The sequence below is a fragment of the Streptomyces sp. CA-135486 genome, assembly GCF_050936555.1.
GTDB lineage: Bacteria > Actinomycetota > Actinomycetes > Streptomycetales > Streptomycetaceae > Streptomyces.
This window is the reverse complement of sequence record NZ_JBNJMM010000002.1, coordinates 2505103-2525926: the sequence shown is the minus strand read 5'-3', so window position 1 is coordinate 2525926 and position 20824 is coordinate 2505103. Positions and strand designations below refer to the sequence as shown.

Annotated in this window: 21 protein-coding genes and 1 pseudogene; 7 read left to right on the top strand and 15 right to left on the bottom strand. The window is 69.9% G+C overall.

The window, feature by feature from the left end:
• Window positions 1-10 precede the first annotated feature (10 nt).
• The 4 genes from ACQEVG_RS30920 to ACQEVG_RS30905 form a co-directional block, all read right to left on the bottom strand.
• Window positions 11-1063 carry an ABC transporter permease gene (locus ACQEVG_RS30920; protein WP_432989863.1) on the bottom strand — a complete coding sequence of 351 codons (1053 nt, stop codon included), beginning with the start codon at window positions 1061-1063 and terminating at the stop codon, window positions 11-13.
• Window positions 1060-2073, bottom strand: coding sequence for a sugar ABC transporter substrate-binding protein (locus tag ACQEVG_RS30915; RefSeq protein ID WP_432989861.1), 1014 nt, complete (start codon window positions 2071-2073; stop codon window positions 1060-1062). The genes ACQEVG_RS30920 and ACQEVG_RS30915 overlap by 4 nt, the downstream gene beginning before the upstream one ends.
• A gap of 125 nt (window positions 2074-2198) precedes the next feature.
• Window positions 2199-3197 carry a sugar ABC transporter substrate-binding protein gene (locus ACQEVG_RS30910; RefSeq protein ID WP_432989859.1) on the bottom strand — a complete coding sequence of 333 codons (999 nt, stop codon included), beginning with the start codon at window positions 3195-3197 and terminating at the stop codon, window positions 2199-2201.
• 177 nt (window positions 3198-3374) lie between these two features.
• Complete coding sequence (locus ACQEVG_RS30905; protein ID WP_432993027.1) at window positions 3375-4094, bottom strand: GntR family transcriptional regulator; 720 nt, start codon at window positions 4092-4094, stop codon at window positions 3375-3377.
• 155 nt (window positions 4095-4249) lie between these two features.
• Here ACQEVG_RS30905 and ACQEVG_RS30900 point away from each other — a divergent pair, with 155 nt between their 5' ends.
• On the top strand, window positions 4250-5254 hold the full coding sequence (locus ACQEVG_RS30900; RefSeq protein ID WP_432989857.1) for a Gfo/Idh/MocA family protein: 1005 nt from the start codon (window positions 4250-4252) through the stop codon (window positions 5252-5254).
• Between the two features lie 50 nt (window positions 5255-5304).
• Here the strand turns inward: ACQEVG_RS30900 and ACQEVG_RS30895 are convergent, their stop codons facing one another.
• The 4 genes from ACQEVG_RS30895 to ACQEVG_RS30880 are packed head-to-tail and all read right to left on the bottom strand — an operon-like array spanning window position 5305 to window position 8840.
• A complete protein-coding gene (locus ACQEVG_RS30895) occupies window positions 5305-6498 on the bottom strand; it encodes a cytochrome P450 family protein (protein WP_432989855.1) in 1194 nt (397 codons plus the stop codon).
• Window positions 6499-6513: 15 nt separating this feature from the next.
• Window positions 6514-6930: a PaaI family thioesterase gene (locus tag ACQEVG_RS30890; protein WP_432989853.1), complete on the bottom strand. Its 417-nt coding sequence runs from the start codon at window positions 6928-6930 to the stop codon at window positions 6514-6516.
• Between the two features lie 9 nt (window positions 6931-6939).
• Window positions 6940-7611 (bottom strand): response regulator transcription factor, encoded by a 672-nt coding sequence (locus ACQEVG_RS30885; RefSeq protein ID WP_432989851.1) that lies wholly within the window; start codon window positions 7609-7611, stop codon window positions 6940-6942.
• Window positions 7608-8840 carry a sensor histidine kinase gene (locus ACQEVG_RS30880; RefSeq protein WP_432989849.1) on the bottom strand — a complete coding sequence of 411 codons (1233 nt, stop codon included), beginning with the start codon at window positions 8838-8840 and terminating at the stop codon, window positions 7608-7610. The genes ACQEVG_RS30885 and ACQEVG_RS30880 overlap by 4 nt, the downstream gene beginning before the upstream one ends.
• 145 nt (window positions 8841-8985) lie before the next feature.
• On the opposite strand from ACQEVG_RS30880, the gene ACQEVG_RS30875 reads away from it, so the two are divergent.
• A complete protein-coding gene (locus ACQEVG_RS30875) occupies window positions 8986-9204 on the top strand; it encodes a hypothetical protein (protein WP_432989847.1) in 219 nt (72 codons plus the stop codon).
• 44 nt (window positions 9205-9248) lie between these two features.
• Here the strand turns inward: ACQEVG_RS30875 and ACQEVG_RS30870 are convergent, their stop codons facing one another.
• The 4 genes from ACQEVG_RS30870 to allB form a co-directional block, all read right to left on the bottom strand.
• Window positions 9249-10175 (bottom strand): DMT family transporter, encoded by a 927-nt coding sequence (locus ACQEVG_RS30870; protein ID WP_432989845.1) that lies wholly within the window; start codon window positions 10173-10175, stop codon window positions 9249-9251.
• A 93-nt stretch (window positions 10176-10268) separates the two neighbouring features.
• Window positions 10269-10886: a dihydrofolate reductase family protein gene (locus ACQEVG_RS30865; protein ID WP_432989843.1), complete on the bottom strand. Its 618-nt coding sequence runs from the start codon at window positions 10884-10886 to the stop codon at window positions 10269-10271.
• Window positions 10887-11257: 371 nt separating this feature from the next.
• Complete coding sequence (alc, locus tag ACQEVG_RS30860; RefSeq protein WP_432993024.1) at window positions 11258-12373, bottom strand: allantoicase; 1116 nt, start codon at window positions 12371-12373, stop codon at window positions 11258-11260.
• Window positions 12373-13716, bottom strand: coding sequence for an allantoinase AllB (gene allB / locus ACQEVG_RS30855; protein ID WP_432989841.1), 1344 nt, complete (start codon window positions 13714-13716; stop codon window positions 12373-12375). The genes alc and allB overlap by 1 nt, the downstream gene beginning before the upstream one ends.
• 366 nt (window positions 13717-14082) lie before the next feature.
• On the opposite strand from allB, the gene ACQEVG_RS30850 reads away from it, so the two are divergent.
• Complete coding sequence (locus ACQEVG_RS30850) at window positions 14083-14883, top strand: IclR family transcriptional regulator (RefSeq protein WP_432989839.1); 801 nt, start codon at window positions 14083-14085, stop codon at window positions 14881-14883.
• 97 nt (window positions 14884-14980) lie between these two features.
• On the opposite strand, the gene ACQEVG_RS30845 is transcribed toward ACQEVG_RS30850, so the two are convergent.
• Complete coding sequence (locus ACQEVG_RS30845) at window positions 14981-15304, bottom strand: DUF5955 family protein (protein ID WP_432989837.1); 324 nt, start codon at window positions 15302-15304, stop codon at window positions 14981-14983.
• Window positions 15305-16171: 867 nt separating this feature from the next.
• Window positions 16172-16489: pseudogene (locus ACQEVG_RS30840) on the bottom strand (serine/threonine protein kinase); the annotation flags it as partial.
• A gap of 111 nt (window positions 16490-16600) precedes the next feature.
• Between ACQEVG_RS30840 and ACQEVG_RS30835 the strand changes: the two are divergent.
• The gene (locus tag ACQEVG_RS30835; RefSeq protein ID WP_432989835.1) at window positions 16601-17230 is read left to right on the top strand and encodes a nucleotidyltransferase family protein; all 630 of its coding nucleotides are present in this window, start codon (window positions 16601-16603) and stop codon (window positions 17228-17230) included.
• Between the two features lie 216 nt (window positions 17231-17446).
• Entirely contained in the window at window positions 17447-19069 is a 1623-nt protein-coding gene (aceB, locus tag ACQEVG_RS30830; RefSeq protein ID WP_432989833.1) for a malate synthase A, read from the top strand.
• A gap of 97 nt (window positions 19070-19166) precedes the next feature.
• Here the strand turns inward: aceB and ACQEVG_RS30825 are convergent, their stop codons facing one another.
• The gene (locus tag ACQEVG_RS30825) at window positions 19167-19628 is read right to left on the bottom strand and encodes an ATP-binding protein (protein ID WP_432989831.1); all 462 of its coding nucleotides are present in this window, start codon (window positions 19626-19628) and stop codon (window positions 19167-19169) included.
• A 104-nt stretch (window positions 19629-19732) separates the two neighbouring features.
• Here ACQEVG_RS30825 and ACQEVG_RS30820 point away from each other — a divergent pair, with 104 nt between their 5' ends.
• Both ACQEVG_RS30820 and ACQEVG_RS30815 read left to right on the top strand, forming a co-directional pair.
• Window positions 19733-20566, top strand: a complete 834-nt coding sequence (locus tag ACQEVG_RS30820; protein WP_432989829.1) for a helix-turn-helix domain-containing protein — start codon at window positions 19733-19735, stop codon at window positions 20564-20566.
• Window positions 20563-20769 carry a DUF397 domain-containing protein gene (locus ACQEVG_RS30815; RefSeq protein WP_432989827.1) on the top strand — a complete coding sequence of 69 codons (207 nt, stop codon included), beginning with the start codon at window positions 20563-20565 and terminating at the stop codon, window positions 20767-20769. The genes ACQEVG_RS30820 and ACQEVG_RS30815 overlap by 4 nt, the downstream gene beginning before the upstream one ends.
• Window positions 20770-20824 lie beyond the last annotated feature (55 nt).

Here is a 20824-nt window from a genome sequence, read left to right as displayed (position 1 = left end):
TTCACAGATGTCACCGTGTCGCCTCCGCACGCTTGCGGACCCAGGCGTTCAGCAGGGTCGCCAGAAGGAGCATCGCTCCGAGGAAGAACTTGAACCAGTCCGGGTTCCACTCCGCGTACACGATGCCCTTGCTGGTCATGCCGAAGATGAACGCGCCGACCGCCGAGCCGATCGCGGAGCCGTAGCCGCCGGTGATCAGACAGCCGCCGATGACGGCCGCGATGATGTACGTCAGCTCGTTGCCGACGCCCTCGCCGGACTGCACCACGTCGAACGAGAAGAGCAGATGCTGTCCGGAGATCCAGGCGGCGAAGGCGACGCCCATGTACAGGACGATCTTGGTCTTGTTGACCGGGACGCCGACCGCGCGGGCCGCGTCCGCACCGCCGCCGACCGCGTAGATCCAGTTGCCGAAGCGGGTGCGCAGCAGGATCCAGGTGGCCAGGGCGACCAGGCCGAACCACCACAGGATGGTCACCTTGAGGGTGACGTCACCGAGGGTGAGCTCGGAGGCGAACAGCTTCTTGGCCGATGCGAACCCGTCCATGTCGGCGATGGACTTGGTGGAGACCGTGCCGCTGATCAGCTTGGTGAAGCCGAGGTTCAGGCCCGTCAGCATCAGGAACGTGCCGAGCGTGATGATGAAGCTGGGCAGTTTCGTACGGGTCAGCATGAAGCCGTTGAAGAGACCGACGGCGAGCGTGACCACCAGCGAGACGAGGACGCCGGCCCAGACGTTCGCCGTCATCTGGTAACTGAACATCGCGGAGATCAGCGCGGAGCTGGTCACCAGGACACCGGCCGAGAGGTCGAACTCGCCGCCGATCATCAGCAGCGCCACCGGCACCGCCATGATGCCGAGCGTCGATGCCGCGTACAGCACGGTGGAGAAGCTGGACGCCCGCAGGAAGGAGTCCGCGACGATCGAGAAGAAGATGAAGACCGCCGCGGCGCCGACGACCGATCCCAGCTCGGGCCGCCCCATCAGCTTGCGCAGGGGTGAGGTGCGCAGCAGCCGTTCGTCACTCTTCTGCGATGCAGCAGGTGGTGCGGTCGCACTCATCGGGTCCCCCGCTCTGTGTAGTCCTGCAGCTCGGCGGCGTCCGTCCTGGTGATGATCTGCGGCCCGGTGAGGACGGGCCGCCCGCCGCCGAGCACATCGGCGTTGTACTTGTAGAGCCACAGCAGATCCACGGCCTGGTAGCCCTGGAGGTAGGGCTGCTGGTCGACGGCGAAGCCGAGCGTCCCGGCCCTGAGCGCGGTGGCGACCTTGGCATTGAGGTCGAAGGTGTCGATCTCGGCCCTGCTCTCCGCGGTCTTCCTCGCCTGCACGGCGGCGTCCGCGAAGGGCGCGCCGAGCGTGACGACGGCGTCGATGGAGCGGTCGGACTGCAGCTTCGCCTCGATGGACGCCTGGACGTCGGGCATATTGGTGCCGTCGACATAGAGGTTCTGCAGCTCGCCGCCGAAGGCCTTCTTCGCTCCGGCGCAGCGCTGCTCATGGCCGACGTTGCCCTGCTCGTGCAGCACGCACAGGGCCTTCTTGCGGCCGCGCCTGTCGAGTTCGTCGCCGACAGCCTGGCCGGCGATCGTCTCGTCCTGGCCGATGTGGGTGAGTGCCCCGTACGCCTTGGACTGCTCGGAACCCGAGTTGACGGTGATCACCGGGATGCCGGCCTTCTCGGCCCTGGCGACGACGCCCTTCATCGCGTCGGGCTTGGCCAGCGAGACGATCAGTCCGTCGACCTTCTTGTCGATGGCCGTCTGGACGAGCTGGGCCTGCTGCTGGCCCTCGTCGTTGTGGGAGTACAGGAAGTTGATGTTGTCCTTGGCCGCGGCCTGCTCGGCGCCCTGCTGAACGATGTCCCAGAAAGTGTCGCCGTCACCGGAGTGGGTGACCATCGCGAAGGTCCAGCGGGGGGTGGTGACCGCGGCCCTGCCGGCCGCCGCCTGCGCCTTGCGCGCGTCCTCCGCGCGCTTGCCGCCCGTGCTGCTGCACCCCGCCAGGGTGGCTCCGAGTACCGCCGCCAGCACCGCGCCGAGCGCGCGTACCCCTGTCCTTGCCCTTGCCACGACGCCGTGCCCTTCTTGCCGGACCCGCTGTGCTTCTCGGTGCGGCCGGGGGGCTGATCTTGCCCCGGCCGCCCAAGTATGTGTCACTGCTGGTCGCAGGGTGGGCATCGGGTGCACCGCGTACGTCATCGGGTGCCGTCGGCGGTCAGCTTCTCGAGGGCGGGCACGTCCTTCTCGGTGACGAGGGCCGGGCCGGTGAGGACCGGCTTTCCGCCGCCGATCACATTGCCGTTGACCTTGTTGAGCCAGAGCTCGTCGATGGCCAAGTAGCCCTGGAGGTAGGGCTGCTGGTCGACGGCGAAGCCGATCTGCTTGGCCTTGAGCTGCTTGACCACCTCGGCGTTGAGGTCGAAGGTGTCGACCTCGGCCTTGGAACCGGCACCCGCCTTGGCCTTGACCGAGGCGGCGGCCAGGGGTGCGCCCAGCGTGACGACGGCGTCAATGTCCTTGCCGCTCTGGAGCTTTGCCTCGATGGAGGAGGTGGAGGCGGGCGTGTTGGTGCCGTCGACGTTGAGGTTCTCGACGGTCCCCTTGAACGTCTTCTTCACACCCGCGCAGCGCGCTTCGAGCGAGACGTTGCCCTGTTCGTGGATGACGCAGATGGCCTTCTTCTTGCCGCGCTTGTTGAGCTCCTCGCCGACGGCCTCGCCCGCCACGGACTCGTCCTGGCCTATGTGGCTGAGCGCGCCGACCTCCGTGGAGAACTCGGCGCCGGAGTTGATCGTCACGACGGGTATGCCGGCGGCGACGGCCTTCTTGACGACCTCCTTGACGGCCTCCGGCTTGGCGAGGGTCACCACGATGCCGTCGACCTTCTGGTCGATGTAGGTCTGGACGAGCTGGGCCTGTTCCTTGCCCTCCTTGTTGGCGGCGTACAGGAACTCGACGTTGTCCTTCTTGGCCGCGACCTTGGCACCGCTCTGGACGATGTCCCAGAAGGTGTCGCCCTCGCCGGAGTGGGTGACCATCGCGATCTTCAGGCGCTGGGTGGTGGCGGCCACTCCGCCTCCGCCGCCCTCGGAGGGGCTGTCCTTCGCCTCCTTGCCGCCGGAACTGCTGCATCCGGCGACGACGACCAGGGCACTTGCGGCGAGCAGGGCTGCTGCCGTGCGGGTGGTACGCATGCTGGGTCCGCCTTCTCTCCCGGCCGCCCGGTTGCGGCTGGGAGCGTTTCTACGGCGGCCACGCAACCCCGTCAAGACTTTGTCCGAACATTCTTACGCGAATGACATTCTTACGTGACCTGCCCTCGGTCCTTCGGGACGGCTTCAGGACGACTTCACGGAGGACTCGGGCCGGACTCAGGGCCGGACGAGAAGCTGGAACTCGAAGGCGTAGCGCGAGGCGCGATAGATGTGCGAGCCGAACTCGACCGCCCGGCCGGTGTCGTCGAACGTCGTGCGCTCCATGGTCAGCACCGGAGCCCCGGTCACCTCGGTGAGCAGCTCGGACTCCGCGACCGTGGCGGCCCGCGCCCCGACCGACTGGCGGGCGCTGTGCAGCGTGATCCCGGCGGCCCGCATCATCCGGTACAGACCGGTGGCCTCAAGGCGTTCGGTGTCGCAGTCGAAGAGCCCGCCGGGCAGATGGTTGCGCAGCAGCGCCATGGGCTCGCCGTGCGCGTACCGCAGCCGCTCGATCAGCTGGACATTGCTGCCCTCGGCCACCCCAAGGGCGGCCGCGACCTCGGCACTTGCCTGCTCCACGGCATTGCGCAGCACGACGGTGGCGGGCCGCTGGCCGGCCGCCTCCAGGTCGTCGTACAGGCTGCTGAGCTCCAGCGGTCGCTTGACCTGGCTGTGCACGACCTGGGTGCCCACCCCCCGCCGGCGCACCAGCAGGCCCTTGTCGACGAGCGACTGGATGGCCTGGCGGACGGTCGGGCGGGACAGGCCGAGCCTGCCCGCCAGCTCGATCTCGTTGCCGAGCAGGCTGCCGGGGGTGAGGGTCCCTCTCTCGATGGCCGCTTCCAGCTGCTGCGACAGCTGGAAGTAGAGCGGGACCGGACTGGTGCGGTCCACGCTCAGCTGGAGAGACAGAGACGAGTCCGTCACGTGTCTGGGCTGCTTGGGCACGGGGTGAGCGTAGTCGCACAGAATGTTGACGGGAAGTCGTGAAGTTCGGTTGTCAGGACAAAGTCTTGACATCGTGCCTGGCCCGCCGCCACCTTTGGGCCATGCGCATCGGACTCATCGGAACGGGACGAATCGGCACCTTCCACGCGGGCGTACTCAGCCGCCACCGGGAAGTGGGATCTCTGGTCGTGGCGGACGCCGACCCGGCGCGGGCGGCCGCGGTCGCGGAGCACACCGGCTCCACCGCCGCGCCCGGCGCGGACGAGATCTTCAAGTGGGGCGTGGACGCCGTGGTGATCGCATCGGCCACCGCCGCCCATGCCGAACTCATCGGCAGGGCCGCCCGCGCCGGCCTCCCCGCCTTCTGCGAGAAACCGATCGCGCTGGATCTGCCGGGCACGCTCGGCGCCCTGCGGGAGGTCGAGGCGGCGGGCACGCTGCTCCAGCTGGGCTTTATGCGCCGCTTCGACGCGGGATACACCGCCGCCCGGGAACTGGTGCGCTCCGGAGCGCTCGGCCGGCTGCACACCGTACGGGCCATCACCTCCGACCCGGCCCCGCCGCCCGCCGCCTATCTGCCGCTTTCCGGCGGCCTCTACCGGGACTGTCTGGTCCATGACTTCGACATCCTGCGCTGGGTGACCGGCCGCGAGGTCGTCGAGGTGTACGCGACCGGCTCGGACGCGGGTCCCGCGATGTTCCGAGAGGCGGGCGACGTGGACACGGCCGCCGCGCTGCTCACCCTGGACGACGGGACGCTGGCGACGGCGACGGCCACCCGCTGCAACGGCGCGGGCTATGACGTACGCATGGAACTGGCCGGCGAACTCGACCAGGTCACGGTCGGGCTGGACGACCGCACGCCGATCACCTCCACCGAGCCGCAGGGCCCGCCACCGGCCACCAAACCGTGGCCCGGGTTCCTGGAGCGGTTCGCCCCGGCGTATGAGGCGGAGCTGGACACCTTCGTCCGGATGGTGCAGGGCGAGGCCGAGAACCCGTGCGACGGACGGGAGGCGCTGACGGCACTGCGGATCGCGGAGGCGTGCGAGCTGTCGCGGCGGGAGCACCGGCCGGTGCGGCTGGAGGAGATCCCGGCGGACTGAGGGCGGCGGTCCGGGTCCGAGCTGCCGGGGCGCCGGCGGAGGGGCTGAATTCACCACCGCACCGGCAGCCGCTCCGGACCCCGGATGAGCATGCCGGTGCGCCAGGTCAGCGCCGCCGGATGTCCGTCCAGCGCCAGCTCCGGACAGCGTTCCAGCAGCGATCGGATCGCGATCCGGGCCTCCAGCCGGGCCAGTGGCGCACCCAGGCAGTAGTGGATGCCGTGCCCGAAGGCCAGATGCCCGCGCGTGTCCCGTCGGATGTCGAAGCGCTCTGGATCGGGGAAACGCGTTGGGTCCCGGTCGGCATCGGCCAGCGCGATCAGCACCAGTTCACCGCCCCCCGGAATCACCGTGCCGCCGATCTCCAGGGGCTCGACGGTGAAGCGGTACGTCGGCGTCTCCAGCGGGCCTTCGTAACGTAGCGTCTCCTCGACCGCGCCCTCCATGAGCGAGAAGTCGGCGCGCAGGGCGGCGAGTTCGCCGGGGTGGGTGAGCAGGGCGAGTACGCCGTTGGAGATCAGATTGACCGTGGTCTCGTGCCCGGCGACCAGCAGCAGCCAGGCCATGCCGAGCAGTTCCTCGCCGCTGAGCCGGTCGCCGTCCTCGTCCGCCGTGTTGATCAGCGCGCTCATCAGGTCCTCGCCGGGCTGCTCGCGCTTGTCGGCGAGCAGTCGGCCCAGGTACTCGTTCATCTTGACCGCCGCATCCCTCCGCTGCTCGCGGTCGCCCGCGCCGAGCGCCGTGTTCGACCAGCGGCGGAAGGAGTCCTGGTCGAGGAAGGGCACTCCGAGCAGTTCGCAGATGACGGCGATGGGCAGCGGGAAGGAGAGCGCGTCGACGAGGTCCGCGTGCCCGGACGGCAGCATCTCGTCCAGCAGCCGGTCGGTGATCTGCTGTACGCGCGCGGCGAGTTGTTCCACGCGCCGCGTCGTGAACTCCCGGGCCACCAGCTTGCGCAGCCGGGTGTGCAGGGGCGCGTCGGAGCTGAGCATGGTGACGCCGGCGGCGAGCCGGCCGATGCCGAGCTCCGGCGAGACATTGCGCCAGTCCTTGGACAGCCGCGGATCGGCGAGCGTGGCCCGGCCCGCCTCGTGTCCGACGATCAGCCAGGCCTCGGGGCCTTCGGGCATGCGTATGCGGTGGACGGGTCCCCTGGCGCGTAACTCGGCGTAGACGGGATAGGGATTGCGGGTGAAGTCCTCGCCGAGCGCGGCGAGATCCACGATCGCTGCTTCGGTGGTCACGGCACGGTCTCCTTCTCAGGACTGTTGCGCGGACAGTACGGTGCCCTGCGCGACGGCACAGAGCGTCTCTTCGCCGTCCGCGTTCACCGCGAACAGGTCGCAGCGGACAACGGCCTGCCGGCGGCCGGTGTGCACGACGGCGGCGCGGGCGACGAGTCTCACGCCGGTGGCGGGACGGAGGTACTGCACGGAGAAGCCGCTGGTCAGCACCGCGGCCCCGAGCGTCGTACCGGCGGCGAAGGTGATCGAGTTGTCGGCCGCGTAGGCGAGGACTCCCCCGTGCAGATAGCCGTTCTGCTGGTGCAGCTCCTCCCGGATGTCGACCTCGAGCGCGGCCTCGCCGTCGCCGAAGGCGGTGATCCGCGCTCTGAGCAGTCTGCTGAAGGGCTGGCTGTCGAGCACCTTCCCGGCCACTTCGAGATCAAGTCGCATCGCGCCAGACTACGGCTGTTCCTCCTCGTCGAGCAGACCCGCGTCATGTGCCAACAGTGCGATCTGGACACGGTTGTTGAGGTCCAGTTTCGCCAGAATCCTGGAGACATGCGTCTTGACGGTCGGCACGCTCATATAGAGGGTGGCTGCGATCTCGGCGTTGGACTGACCACGGCCGACGGCGACCGCCACCTCTCTCTCGCGCTCGGCGAGCGAGGTGAGCCGCTCCGCCGCCGCGCTGCGGCGGGTGCCGGGGGTGCGGTCGGCGACATGGGTCATCAGCTGGCGGGTGACGGCCGGGGAGAGGACCGGGTCGCCCGCCGCGACACGTCGTACCGCGGCGACGATCTCGGCGGGCGGGGTGTCCTTCAGTACGAATCCGGCGGCGCCCGCGCGCAGCGCCCGCAGCACCTGCTCGTCGGCGTGGAAGGTGGTGAGGACGAGGACTTCGGGGGCGTCCTGGCGGGCGCGCAGCAGCTCGGTGGCGGTGAGACCGTCCATCGTCGGCATCCGGATGTCCATCAGCACCACATCGGGCGCGAGTCCGTCGACGAGCGCGGCGACCTCGGAGCCGTCGGCCCCCTCCCCCACGATCTCGAGGTCGTCGGCCCCGCCGAGCATGAAGGAGAGCCCAGCCCGTACGAGGGGGTCGTCATCGACGACGAGCAACCGGATAGTCATGCGGCCCACGGTAGCCAGGCCCGGACGTGGAATCCGCCGTCGTCCGTCGCTCCGTGGTCCAGCCGCCCGCCCGCGAGCGTGGCGCGTTCGGTGAGGCCGATCAGCCCCTGGCCGGAGCCGGGGACCTTCTCGACCTCGCCGAGCTGGGCGGGGTTGTCGACCTCGACGGTGAGGCCGCTGCCGGGGCCGCCGCTGACTACGACCGTGACTTCCGTACCGGGCGCGTGCTTACGGGCGTTGGTCAGGCCTTCCTGCGCGATGCGGTAGACGGTACGACCGGTGGCGGCGGGGACGGCGGCCGGGTCGGTGATGCGGTTGTCGAGGGTGACCTTCATGCCTGCCTCCCGGGACTCGTCGACCAGTGCGCCGAGGCTCGCGAGGGTGGGCTGCGGCCGGTCGGGCCCCTCGGACTCGCCCGGTGCACGCAGCACGCCGATGATCTCGCGCAGATCCTGGAGCGCATCGTGCGCACTGTCGCGGATCACTCCGGCGGCTCTTGCGACCTGCGCCGGGGGCGCGTCCGGCCGGAATTCGAGGGCGCCCGCATGCACGCTGAGCAGGGTCAGCCGATGGGCGAGCACATCGTGCATCTCGCGGGCGATGGCCTCGCGGGCCAGCCGCTGGGCCTGTTCGGCGCGGAGCTCCGCCTCGGTCTCGGCCCGCAGGGCGCGCTCGCGGAGCGCGACGAAGAGCTGGCGGCGGGCTCGTACGAGCAGGCCCCAGCCGATGACCAGCAGGATCAGGATGAGCCCGGTGAGAACGGAGGCCAGGAAGGACATGCCCGGGTCGGGACGGACGGCGGCCTGTGCGGCCGAGCCCCCGATGGCAAGGGCACCGACGAGCGCCACGGGCTTGAAGGGGCGGTGCACGGCGAGGCTGAACAGGCTCACCAGAAGCGCACCCGCGGCGACCGGGACCACCACGCTCACGACGATCAGTCCGATCGCGAGCCCGAGGGGTGCGCGCCGCCGCGCCCACAGCGCGCAGCAGGCGGCCGCGCCCACCAGCTGGTCGGCGAAGACGACGAGTTCGGAGTTGCCCGCCTGCGCGCCGGCCTCCGAGGCGAGCAGGCCGATGACCGCGGCGATGAGGAAGGCGAGGGTGTCGACGACCCAGTCGCGCACGGTCCGCCGCGGCCGCCCGGCCTTGGCCCGGTCGCCCGGGAGGTCCGGGTCCAGGGCCTCGGCCATGGCCGACGGCAGCAGCCAGGGGTATTCCGTACGCGTCATATCGACAAAGCTACGCAGGTGAGCGGCGTGGGACCGCCCTTGGGCGGCGGGAAGCTACCAAAGTCGCGCGGCCCGAGACTTTCGGCGCAGCGGAGCATCCCGAGGTCCGACGCGGTGCCGCGGCGGACCCGGCGACGATCGGCGCATGAAGAAGATTCTCGAGGGCGTCGGCATGGTGCTGCTGGTGGTGGGCGGCTGCGGCGTGCTCCGCGAGCTGACCGGCTGGTTCCGCTTTATGGGCTTCACGCGCTGGTTCACGGATTATTTCGGCTTTCTGCACGGCCGGGAGCTCTTCGCGAACATCGTGATCGCGGTGGCCGGCTTCGCGGTGCTGATGATCGCGGACCAGTTCCGGAAGGCCTGAGGACCGAGAGCCCCGAGCGGTTCCGGCCAGTCGTGCTCACGCAACTAGCAAGACGTCCGGTCGGCGGCGCTGCGGCCCCATGTCGTGCCCGCCAGGACCAGTGCCGCGCCCACCAGGCCGAGTGCGCCCGGGCGTTCGCCCCCGAGCGCGATGCCCGTCCCGGCGGCCCACAGCGGTTCGGTGCCAAGGAGCAGGCTGACGCGGGACGGTGAGGTGCGGCGTACTGCCCACATCTGTACGAAGAACGCGAACAGCGTGCAGAAGACGGAGAGGAAGAGCAGCCCGGCCCATTCGCGCGGCCCGAAGCCGGTCGCGACCGACCAGGGCGATGCGCCGGTGCCGGGCGCCGTCGCCAGCACCGCGAACACCGCCACCGCGCTGCCCAGCTGGACCGTCGTCAGGGAGAGCGAGTCCGCGCTCTGCACCGCCTTGATCCTGGCCATCGCCAGCACATGGACGGTACGGGCGAGCGCGGCCAGCAGCATCAGCAGATCGCCCAGGGACGGTGCGGTGAATCCGCCGCCCTGGGTCAGCAGCACCACACCGACGACGGAGAGCCCGGCCGCCGCCACGAACGAGCCCGTCGGCCGCGACCTGGTGACCACCGCCTCGGCGAGCGGCGTGAAGATCATGGTGAGGCTGATGATGAGCCCGGCGTTGGTGGCCGAGGTGTGCACGACGCCGTATGTCTCAAGGAGGAAGATGCCGCTCAGTACGAGCCCGAGGAGCCCGGCGCCGCGCCACTGCGCGCGGGTCAGCGCCCGGAGCCTGCGGTGACCGGCCGCGGCGAGCACGGGCAGTACGACGGCGAAGCGCAGCACCAGCACAGCGATCACCGTGTGCGTGGTGGTGATGCCCTTCGCCGCGAGGTAGCTCGCGCCCCATACGAGAGCCACCACAAGCACCGGCAGATCGGTCAGCCAGGCCCGGCGCGGGGCGAGGGCGGGCGCGGGCACGGCGATCGACGACACCTGGGTCTCCAACGGTTCGCTCTGGTGGAGACTTCGGCGGCTCGCACAGGGAGCGATCACGGTACCCGCGCGGACGCGTGAGTGCTACACGCTTTATTCGGCCTCGTAGGTGCCGTACTCGGGACGGCCCGCCAGCTCGTACGTGTGGATGGCCACGCCCGCGGCCGTGGTGCGGGCCCCGGTGTGCCGGAACGCGGTCGGCACCGCGCCGCCCGCGAAGAGGCGGCGGCCCGTGCCCAGGACAACCGGAAAGATCAGCAGGTTGTAGGTGTCGATCAGGTCGTGTGCCATGAGGAAGTGGGCAAGGGCGCCGCTGCCGTGGACCTGGAGCTCGCCGTTGGTGCGTTCCTTCAGCGCGGTGACCTCCTGGGCGAGGTCGCCGTCGATGACGGTGCTGCCCTCCCAATCGGCCGTCTTGAGCTTGTTCGACGCGACGTACTTCGGAAGGGAGTTGAGCTTCGACGCGATCGGGTCGTCGGGGTCGGTCACCTTGGGCCAGTAGCCGGCGAAGATCTCGTACGTACGGCGGCCGAGCAGAAAGGCACCGGCGCGTTCGAAGACCTCGGTCATGAAACGGCCGAAGTCGTCGTCCCCGTAGGGAACGGACCAGCCGCCCAGTGCGAAGCCCCCGCTGGGGTCCTCGTTCGGTCCGCCGGGGGCCTGCATCACGCCGTCGAGGGTGACAAAAGTGGTGATCGAGAGCTGTGCCATGGCGACGCCTCTTTCGGGGATTCCGGGGATTTCGTGGATTGCGGTGTTCCGGTCATCAGCTGAGACCCCCCTCACGCCGGGAATTCATCGACATTCAACGTCCGTTTGCCGCCGACGCCGAGGAGGCGGGGCCGCTTTCCTTGAGCTCGTAGGGCGCTGGCCCGTGAGCGGGGCGGACGCGGCATTGGACGGCGGCGGGGCGGCGTGACTGGGGGCAGCCCCCAGGCCCCGGGTATGCCCTTCGGGCGTTGTCCTCAATCGCCCGACGGGCTTGATGTGCCCGGGCATATCCAGCCCCGCCGGCGATTGAGGCGCGGGGCCTGGGGCGGAGCCCCAGTTACGGGAACGGGCGGGGTGGGGGAAAGTCCCCTTCAGCCCCCCAGCTCCTGGTGCCGCGCCCGCAGACCCGCCGCGCCCTCCTCCGTCAGCGAGCCGAACAGCCGCAGCCGCGAGATCCCCCCGTCCGGGTAGATATCCACCCGCACATGCGTGCCGACCACAGCGGCACCCAGCACGAAACGGTGATTCGTGTCCGGCTGCAGCCGGGTCCGCGGAAGGATCTCCGCCCACTCCCCCCGCTCACCGTCGCGGAGCGAAACCGATGCCCAGCCCGCGCTGTTGCCCTTCAGATACGCCGTGTCGATCTCCACCGCGCGGATCTCGGACTGCGCCACCAGCTGATAGCGGATCCAGTCGTTGCCCTTGTCCCGGCGCCGGCGGGTCTCCCAGCCGTCGTCCATCTTGCGGGAGCGGCCCGGCTGGATGGTGTTGGTGGCCGGCGAGTAGAAGCGGTCGGACGCGTCCTCGACCCGGCCGCCGTTCTCCAGCGCCACGAGGTCGAAGGTGCCGAGGGCGCCGAGCCACGCCGGGTCGGGCGCGACCTCGCCGTAGACCCGCAGCCGGGCGATGCCACCGTCGGGATGCTGGTTGACACGCAGATGGGTGAAGCGCTGCTCGACGTCGACCGCGAAGCCGTTCGCCGCGTGGCCGCCGATGGCCGTACGCGGGACGAGCGTCACCCACTTCACGTCGTCGGCGAGCAGATCCTCGGGCGAGGGGGAGCCGGCGACGGCGGTGGCCTCGATGGAGACCGCCTGCGGGTAGTTGCCGCGGAAGTGGGCGGTGTCGACGACGATGCCGCGTACGACGCCGGGCGCGCCCAGCCGTACGAGAGCCCAGTCGTGGTCGTCGTCTCTCGGGTGCGGCTGCGCGGCGCTCACGCCACGGCGACGGCGGGTCTCCCAGCCGTCCATGATCTTGCCCTTGTGGCCGAAGTGCTCCGGGTCGAACTCCGCCGCCTTTGGCTTCAGCAGGTTCTCGCGCTCGGCGAAGAACTCGTCGTTGGCGGCGATCACGCCCGCGCCGAGGCGCCGGTCGGCCAGGTCGGCGTAGTGCTCGAACGGAAACTCGGCCGTGCGGTAGTCGGCGTACGGGTCGCCGCCGCCGAACGGGTTGGCGTCACCGGTGAAGGAAGGGATGGACACGATCACTTGTTCCTTTCGAGCAGCCGGCCGGTCGGCTCGGCCAGGGTGCCGTTCTCCACGATGCGTTCGCCGCGCAGCCAGGTCGACCTGACGACTCCGTGCAGGGTCTTGCCCGCGTATGCCGTCACCTGGTTGCGGTGGTGGAGCTCGGCCGGGTCGACGGTGAAGGCCTCGTCGGGCGCGAGGACGGCGAAGTCGGCGTCGCGGCCCGCCTCGATCGCGCCCTTCTGGCTCAGTCCCGCGAGCTTGGCAGGGGCCTCGGACATCCAGCGGACGACGTCCTCGAGGGTGCGGCCGCGCCTGCGGGCCTCGGTCCAGATCGCCGGGAGGCCCAGCTGGAGGGAGGAGATGCCACCCCAGGCGGAGGCGAAGTCCGGGGTCTTGAGGTCGGTGGTGCAGGGCGAGTGGTCGGAGACGATGCAGTCGATCGTCCCGTCGGCCAGTCCCTCCCACAGGGCGTCCTGGTTCGCCGCCTCACGGATCGGCGGGCAGCACTTGAACTCCGTTGCCCCGTCCGGGACTTCCTCGGCCGTGAGGGTGAGGAAGTGCGGACAGGACTCGACGGAGATCCTGACGCCCTCCCGCTTGGCGGCCGCGATCAGCGGCAGCGCGTCGGAGGAGGAAAGATGCAGTACGTGCACCCGGGCATCGAGGCGGCGGGCGTGCGCGATCAGGCTCTCGATCGCGGTGTTCTCGGCGTCGCGCGGCCGGGAGGCGAGGAAGTTCGCGTACTGGGGGCCGGGCCGCTGAGGCGCGGCCGCCAGCTGGTGCGGGTCCTCGGCGTGCACGATCAGCAGTCCGCCGAAGCCGGCGATCTCGGCCATCGACCGGGCGAGCTGGTCCTGGTCGAGCTCGGGGAACTCCTCGACGCCGGACGGCGAGAGGAAGCACTTGAAGCCGAAGACTCCGGCGTCGTACAGCGGCCGCAGGTCCTTCACATTGGACGGGACGGCTCCGCCCCAGAAACCGACGTCGATGTGCGCCTTGCTGCGGGCCACGTCCCGCTTGGTGGCGAGGTTGCCGACGGTGGTGGTCGGCGGGAGGGAGTTGAGGGGCATGTCCAGCAGGGTGGTGATGCCACCGGCGGCGGCCGCGCGGGTGGCGGTCCAGAAGCCTTCCCACTCGGTGCGGCCGGGGTCGTTCACATGGACATGGGTGTCGACGAGACCGGGGAGCACGACATCGTCGCCGACGTCCTCCAGCCGGGCTCCGGCCGGCAGCTCGGCGTCGTACGGCAGCACCGCCGCGATCTTCCCGGCGGCGACGGCGACCGATGCGGCGCGCGTCCCTTCCAGGGTGACCACGCGCGTCGAGCGCAGTACCAGGTTCACGTCCACATTGGACACCCGTACCCCTCACTTCCGTGCCGTACGGGAAAATCCGTACAGCTAATCCGTACGGCGAATCCGCACAGCGAAATTCAACGAACTGTTGAAGGAGTCTTCACTCCGGAGTCGGGTCCGTCAAGACCCGCCCCGACAGGCACGGCACGGTCGGACCCGGGCTTAGATATTTCCGTGTAGCGAAAGTAGACTTCCGTAAAGCAGAACGTTGCATCGCCAAGGCCAGCACCGAGAGATCGCCGGAGATGACCGCCGACACAGGGACAAACGCCCCCTGACCGGCAAAGACGCCGTGCCGAGTGCGGTGTGCCGGGCACAGTCGCCCGGTAGGCTGCTCACTTGCCTGCCTGCCCCGAAAGGACCGTTGACGTGCCGACGTCCAGCGCCAGCGCCACAGACGCCGCCAAGACCGCATCCAGCGGTGGCGTGCAGTCCCTGGAGCGCGCCTTCGACCTGCTCGAGAGAATGGCCGACGCCGGCGGCGAGGTCGGGCTCAGCGAACTCTCCGCCAGCAGCGGTCTGCCGCTGCCCACCATCCACCGCCTGATGCGCACGCTCGTGGCCTGCGGTTATGTACGCCAGCAGCCCAATCGCCGCTATGCGCTCGGCCCCCGGCTGATCCGCCTCGGCGAGTCCGCATCCCGGCTGCTGGGCACCTGGGCCCGCCCCTATCTGGCCCGCCTGGTCGAGGAGACCGGCGAGACGGCGAACATGGCACTGCTCGACGGTGACGAGATCGTGTATGTGGCACAGGTGCCCTCCAAGCACTCCATGCGCATGTTCACCGAGGTCGGCCGGCGGGTACTGCCGCACTCCACCGGCGTGGGCAAGGCACTGCTCGCGCACACCCCGCCGGACGAGGTCCGGGCGCTGCTGGCCAGGACCGGCATGCCCGCAGCCACCGAGAAGACGATCACGACGCCCGAAGGCTTCCTGGAGGCGCTGGAGCAGGTGCGGCGCGCCGGGTACGCGGTGGACGACAACGAGCAGGAGATAGGGGTCCGCTGCCTCGCGGTCTCCGTGCCCAACTCCCCCACGGCGGCGGCAGTTTCGATCTCGGGCCCGGCGGGCCGGGTCACCGAGGCGGCCACCGAGAAGATCGTGCCGGTCCTGCAGGAAGTCGCCAAGGACCTCTCGGCGGCACTGGCGAGCACGGCTGCGCAGGGCTGACGGTCTCCGCCCCCGACGGGGGCCCGGGTCTGGGCCGGACGGGCCGTACACAGCAACCCGTCCGGGGGTCCGGCGTCCGGAGAGTCCGGGGCGTCCGTCAGGGCTGCCGCTGCGGCGGGATCTCGCCGAAGAGGTCGACCGCGTTCCGTACGCCCATCAGCGCAGGCGCCAGCGCGCTCACCGAGCCGATCGCCCCGGCAATCAGCAGCAACGAGCGCCGCATCCGCGGGATCTCGGGGTCACCGCCCGCCACCATCGCGGCCAGCACGGCCAGTTCGTCCTCGGCGATGCCCCGGTCGGGGAACTCCGCCGGGTGGCCAGCCAGTTCGCGGCGGAGCCGGGAGACGGCCGTACGCAGCTCCGTCGCCCTAGGGTCCTCGCCGCTCTCTGTCACCCGCGTCTGCCCCACGCTCCGCAACAAAGCCTCTTCCCCTCGCACACCGTTGTGCCGGCTCGACGACCCGAGGGCGATGACCACCAGCCCCGGGTCGCGGGCAAGTTAACGGCATACGATGCGCTGGGCGCCACTCCGCGGACCGAATTCAGGACGACGGTTGCACGACGTTCATGGCATTGCGCCAAACCGTCACATCGCGGGTGACGAACTTGCTCGGATCCGAATCGGGCGACTTACCCTGGTACGTCACCACGCCCACGTGGCCGGAGTTCGTCAGTACGCAGAACCTGGAGCCCCTGGACAGCACGTCGAGCGAAAGCCGGTCGGCGTACCGGGTCTCGGTGCGGCAGGTGTTCAGGTCCCCCGCAACACGCCGCCGCCCGCCAGTGCACCGAGCATGAGAGTGGCGACCACGGCGATGGCCAGATTTCGCCCCTTCTTCTTCGGCGGGGTGGGCGTGGCGACGGTTCCGTACGGCGGCATCGCGTGGGGCTGGCTGGGCTGGGTCTGCTGGGGCGGGTAGCCGTACGCCGGGTTCTGCGGCGGCGGGCCGAAGCCGGGCGGCGGCGGCGCCGGGGCGACGGCTTCGGTGGGGCGACGGCTTCGGTGGGCGTGGGATACGGGGCGGGCGCCACCGGCGCCGGACCGGTGGCCGGAGACTGCATCGCGGCCGGAGCGTGCGCGGGCGGCGCGGTCTGCGCCGTCGGCACGGGAGTCGGGGCCTGCGCGGGCGACACCGGGGCCGGGGCCTGCGCGGCAGGCACCTGCCCGGCGGGCGGCGCCATCGGCGCCATCGGCGGCGCCGGAGCCGCCTTGCGCGTGGTGATCTCCGCGGCCACCGCACCCGGCAGCCACTCCTCGGGCCGCCGCAGCACCGTTTCCGCGTCGGCGGCCTGGGACATACGCCGTGGCGAGCCAGGGCTGCTCGGCCTCCGGGTCGGCGTCGATGACCGGCGCCGTGAACAGGCCCTGCACGCGCTGCGCGGCCTGCACCTCCTGGGCGAACCGGCGGCGGAATTCGGGGTCCTGGCCGAAGTCGGGCCGGATCACCTTGATGGCGACGGGCCGTCCGCCGGGCGTGTACGACAGATAGACCTTGCCCATACCGCCGGCACCGAGGCGCGCTGCCAGTCGGTATCCGGCGACGTTCTGCGGATCCTCTTCGCCAAGTGGCTTGAAGACCGTTCCCTGGTGTGCGCGCCCGCTCATCGACTCTCGTCCCCCATGGCCAACTTGAGTATCGGAGATGCACCTAATCCAAGGTCAACGACGGCTGCGATCGGCTCGGCACTTCCCGGGGATATGAGGTAGGGAGTTCTTATGGCACACACACCGCAGCACCCACCCCAGCACCCGCCGAAGGAACCGGTCGTCGCCGGACTGCTGCTGGCGGCGGGCGGGGGCCGCCGCCTCGGCGGCCGCCCGAAGGCGCTGCTGACGCACCGTGGCCGGCCACTGGTCGAGCACGCCGTGCGCGTGCTGCGCGAGGCCGGCTGCGCTCCCGTGCATGTGGTGCTGGGCGCCACGGCCGACCGCGTACGCGCGGAGGCCGAACTCTCCGGCTGCGTACTGGTCGACAACCCCGGCTGGCAGGAGGGCATGGGCTCATCGCTGCGCGCGGGTCTTGAGTCGCTGGCCGCCACGGACGCGGACGCCGCACTGGTCTTTCTCGTCGACCAGCCGGGGATCGGCGCACGGGCGGTCTCCCGCATCCGGGCCGCGTACCGTTCCCGGGATTCGCTGCTGGCCGCCGCGTACGGAGGTGAACGCGGGCATCCCGTCCTCTTCGGCGCGGACCACTGGAAGGCGATCGTGGCGAGCGCGGTCGGCGACCGCGGGGCGCGCGCGTATCTGAAGGAGCATGAGTCCTCGCTGACTCTGATCGAGTGCGGCGACATCGCCGAGGCGTACGACATCGACACCGCCGAGGATCTGGCGCACCTTGAGTGAACGGCGTGGCACCCAGAGCCATGGTCTGTCGACCCGGAGAATCTCGACATCAACAAACCATTGAACTTCCACCATGAGGAAACTACTATCCACTGATCAGAAGCGCCCGATCCCCAGACGGCGCCCGCGACCGCGTCTCGGCTCCCGCGGCACCGAGTGCCGTATCTGTGATGCCGGCGGCCGCCAGGCACCGCCCGCTGAAGGAAGTGACAGCTCATGTCCGCACCAGCGCCGTCCCCGCTGGCCATCGTCGAAGCCGAGCCCCTGCCCCGGCAGGAAGAGGTCCTGACCGACGCGGCCCTCGCCTTTGTGGCCGAGCTGCACCAGAGGTTCACGCCCCGGCGGGACGAGCTTCTCGCCCGTCGCTCCGAACGCCGCGCCGAGATCGCCCGCACCTCCACGCTGGACTTCCTCCCGGAGACCGCCGCGATCCGCGCCGACGACTCCTGGAAAGTCGCTCCGGCCCCCGCGTCCCTCAACGACCGCCGGGTGGAGATCACCGGACCCACCGACCGCAAGATGACCATCAACGCCCTGAACTCGGGCGCGAAGGTCTGGCTCGCCGACTTCGAGGACGCATCCGCTCCCACCTGGGAGAACGTCGTCCTCGGCCAGCTCAATCTGATCGACGCCTATGAGCGCCGGATCGACTTCACCGACCCGAAGTCCGGGAAGTCGTACACCCTGAAGTCCGCCGACGAACTCGCCACCGTCGTGATGCGCCCGCGCGGCTGGCACCTGGAGGAGCGCCACCTGCAGTTCGGCGGCCGCCCGGTGCCGGGTGCGCTGGTCGACTTCGGCCTGTACTTCTTCCACAACGCCAAGCGGCTCATCGACCTCGGCAAGGGCCCGTACTTCTACCTCCCTAAGACGGAGTCGCACCTGGAGGCCCGCCTCTGGAACGACATCTTCGTCTTCGCCCAGGACTGCATCGGCATCCCGCAGGGCACCGTCCGCGCGACCGTCCTGATCGAGACGATCACGGCGGCGTACGAGATGGAGGAGATCCTGTACGAGCTGCGCGACCACGCGGCCGGGCTGAACGCGGGCCGCTGGGACTATCTCTTCTCGATCGTCAAGAACTTCCGTGACGGCGGCGAGAAGTTCGTGCTCCCGGACCGCAACGCGGTGACGATGACCGCGCCCTTCATGCGCGCCTACACCGAACTCCTGGTCCGCACGTGCCACAAGCGCGGCGCACACGCCATCGGCGGTATGGCGGCCTTCATCCCGTCCCGGCGCGACGCCGCGGTCAACAAGGTCGCGTTCGAGAAGGTCAAGGCCGACAAGGACCGCGAGGCGGGCGACGGCTTCGACGGCTCCTGGGTCGCGCACCCGGACCTGGTCCCGATCGCCATGGCTTCGTTCGACGCGGTGCTGGGTTCCAGGCCCAACCAGAAGGACCGCCTCCGCGAGGACGTCTCGGTGGCGGCCGGCGATCTGATCGCCGTCGACTCACTGGACGCGAAGCCGACGTACGAGGGCCTGCGCAACGCCGTCCAGGTGGGCATCCGCTACATCGAGGCATGGCTGCGCGGCCTGGGCGCGGTCGCGATCTTCAACCTGATGGAGGACGCGGCGACCGCGGAGATCTCCCGCTCCCAGATCTGGCAGTGGATCAACGCCGGCGTCGTCTTCGAGAACGGCGAGCTCGCCACCGCGGACCTGGCCCGCAAGGTCGCGGCGGAGGAACTGGCCGCGATCCGCGAGGAGATCGGCGAGGATGCCTTCACGGCGGGCAACTGGCAGCAGGCGCACGATCTGCTGCTGAAGGTGGCGCTGGACGAGAATTACGAGGACTTCCTCACGCTGTCGGCGTACGAGCAGCTGGTCGGCTGACCTCGCGCCTGCGCATGGACAACGCCCCCGGTACCGCACAGCACCGGGGGCGTTGTGCTGTCGCGAACTGCGCACGCCGCGCCCCTCGCGCGGACGGTCATTGCGGCAGGCGCAGCTCCGCCCACACCTGCTTTCCGGGGGCGCCCACGCGGGGTGCGACGCCCCAACGGTGGGCGAGCTGGGAGACGAGGTAGAGGCCCCGCCCCGATTCAGTGTCGGTGGGTGGCGTGGTGAGGTCTCCGGGTGCGGGGCATCGCTCGGTGCGGGTGTCGGCGACCTCGATACGGAGGGCGATGGCGGTCGCGGTGAGGCGCAGGTGGAAGTCCCGGCCGGGGACGTGCCCGTGGCGTACGGCGTTCGCGGTGAGCTCGGCGGCGATGAAGGTCATCGTCTCGTTGGGGGTGTAGTCGTACGGGTAACCCCAGTCGTGAAGCCGGTGCGAGACGAGCCTGCGGGCGAGGCGGGCGCCGCGCGGGGTGGAGGTGAACTGCATCGAGAACTCGTGGGCGGGGGCCTGCTGTTGCTGGGGTGCCACGTGAGGGGTAATTGCTCGGTTCATGAGGGAAACGCTGGCGGCGCGTGCGTAGCGTTGAACAGGAGGGACGCGCTGACGGGCACGGGCTGTACGCGTCCCGGGCGGGGATGTACGGGAGGTGCGGGGGCATGGGCGATCAACAGCAGCCGGAGCACGAGTACGAGGCGGGGTCGGGCATCCTGCACGTCTTCGGGCAGCAGTTGAAGCTGTGCCGGGTACGGGCGGGGCTGGAACGGCCGGAGTTCGGATCGATGACGGGGTACTCGGCGTCGACGATCGCCTCGTTCGAGCAGGGACGTCGGATTCCGCCACCGATGTTCATCGACAAGGCGGACGAGGTGCTGGACGCGGGCGGGTTACTGCGGGCGAGCAAGGAAGAGGTGGCGAGGGCGCAGTATCCGGCGTTCTTCCGGGACGCGGCGCGGTTGGAGGCGCAGGCGGTTGAGCTGCACGTGTACGCCACGCATGCGGTGCCCGGACTGTTGCAGAGCGAGGAGTACGCACGCGCGGTGTTCGCCATGCGGCGCCCACTTCTGGAAGAGGAGACCGTCGCCCAGCGGGTAGCCGCCCGCCTCGCCAGGCAGGAGATCTATTCGCGGACGCCGCTACCCACAATCAGCTTCGTCATCGAGGAATCTGTACTGCACCGTCCCCTGGGTGGACGGGACGTCATGCGCGGCCAGCTGGAACAGCTGATGCTCTGCGGACAGCGTCGCAATGTCGAGCTGCAAGTGATGATGACCGACCGCGATGAACACGCCTGCTTGGCCGGTCCGTTCACCTTGATCGAGACGAGGGAAGGGCGGAGGATCGCGTACGTTGAGGCGCACAAGGACAGCCGTCTCTACACGGAGCGACAGCCGGTCCGGGAGATCGAGGAGCAGTACGGGATTCTCCGGGCACAGGCACTCACTCCGCGCGAATCGCTGGCCCTCATCGAGAAGTTGCTTGGAGAGAGATGAACGTCGAAGCGCCCGCACAGGCTGTTCCAGAGTCGGCCTGGTTCAGGAGCAGCTACAGCAGTGGCGAAGGCGGCGAATGTGTCGAGATCGCGGCCTTCCCCGGTGCCATCCACGTCCGCGACTCGAAGGACAAGGCGGGGCCGACCCTGCGCGTGGCTTCCGAGGGCTGGGCAGCCTTCGTGGAGTTCGTCGCGCAGGGCTGAGGCCGGGCGTACGACGGCGCCCCATCACGGGAAGTGATCCAGTGACGGGGCGCCT

Excerpts from the sequence above, each read along its gene's own strand:
- ACQEVG_RS30865 (WP_432989843.1), bottom strand. The coding sequence starts at position 10,886 with ATGGCACAGCTCTCGATCACCACTTTTGTCACCCTCGACGGCGTGATG.
- ACQEVG_RS30910 (WP_432989859.1), bottom strand. The coding sequence starts at position 3,197 with ATGCGTACCACCCGCACGGCAGCAGCCCTGCTCGCCGCAAGTGCCCTG.
- ACQEVG_RS30885 (WP_432989851.1), bottom strand. The coding sequence starts at position 7,611 with ATGACTATCCGGTTGCTCGTCGTCGATGACGACCCCCTCGTACGGGCT.
- ACQEVG_RS30875 (WP_432989847.1), top strand. The coding sequence starts at position 8,986 with ATGAAGAAGATTCTCGAGGGCGTCGGCATGGTGCTGCTGGTGGTGGGC.
- ACQEVG_RS30880 (WP_432989849.1), bottom strand. The coding sequence starts at position 8,840 with ATGACGCGTACGGAATACCCCTGGCTGCTGCCGTCGGCCATGGCCGAG.
- ACQEVG_RS30900 (WP_432989857.1), top strand. The coding sequence starts at position 4,250 with ATGCGCATCGGACTCATCGGAACGGGACGAATCGGCACCTTCCACGCG.
- ACQEVG_RS30820 (WP_432989829.1), top strand. The coding sequence starts at position 19,733 with ATGGGCGATCAACAGCAGCCGGAGCACGAGTACGAGGCGGGGTCGGGC.
- ACQEVG_RS30890 (WP_432989853.1), bottom strand. The coding sequence starts at position 6,930 with ATGCGACTTGATCTCGAAGTGGCCGGGAAGGTGCTCGACAGCCAGCCC.
- aceB (WP_432989833.1), top strand. The coding sequence starts at position 17,447 with ATGTCCGCACCAGCGCCGTCCCCGCTGGCCATCGTCGAAGCCGAGCCC.
- ACQEVG_RS30835 (WP_432989835.1), top strand. The coding sequence starts at position 16,601 with ATGGCACACACACCGCAGCACCCACCCCAGCACCCGCCGAAGGAACCG.
- ACQEVG_RS30825 (WP_432989831.1), bottom strand. The coding sequence starts at position 19,628 with ATGAACCGAGCAATTACCCCTCACGTGGCACCCCAGCAACAGCAGGCC.
- ACQEVG_RS30920 (WP_432989863.1), bottom strand. The coding sequence starts at position 1,063 with ATGAGTGCGACCGCACCACCTGCTGCATCGCAGAAGAGTGACGAACGG.
- ACQEVG_RS30815 (WP_432989827.1), top strand. The coding sequence starts at position 20,563 with ATGAACGTCGAAGCGCCCGCACAGGCTGTTCCAGAGTCGGCCTGGTTC.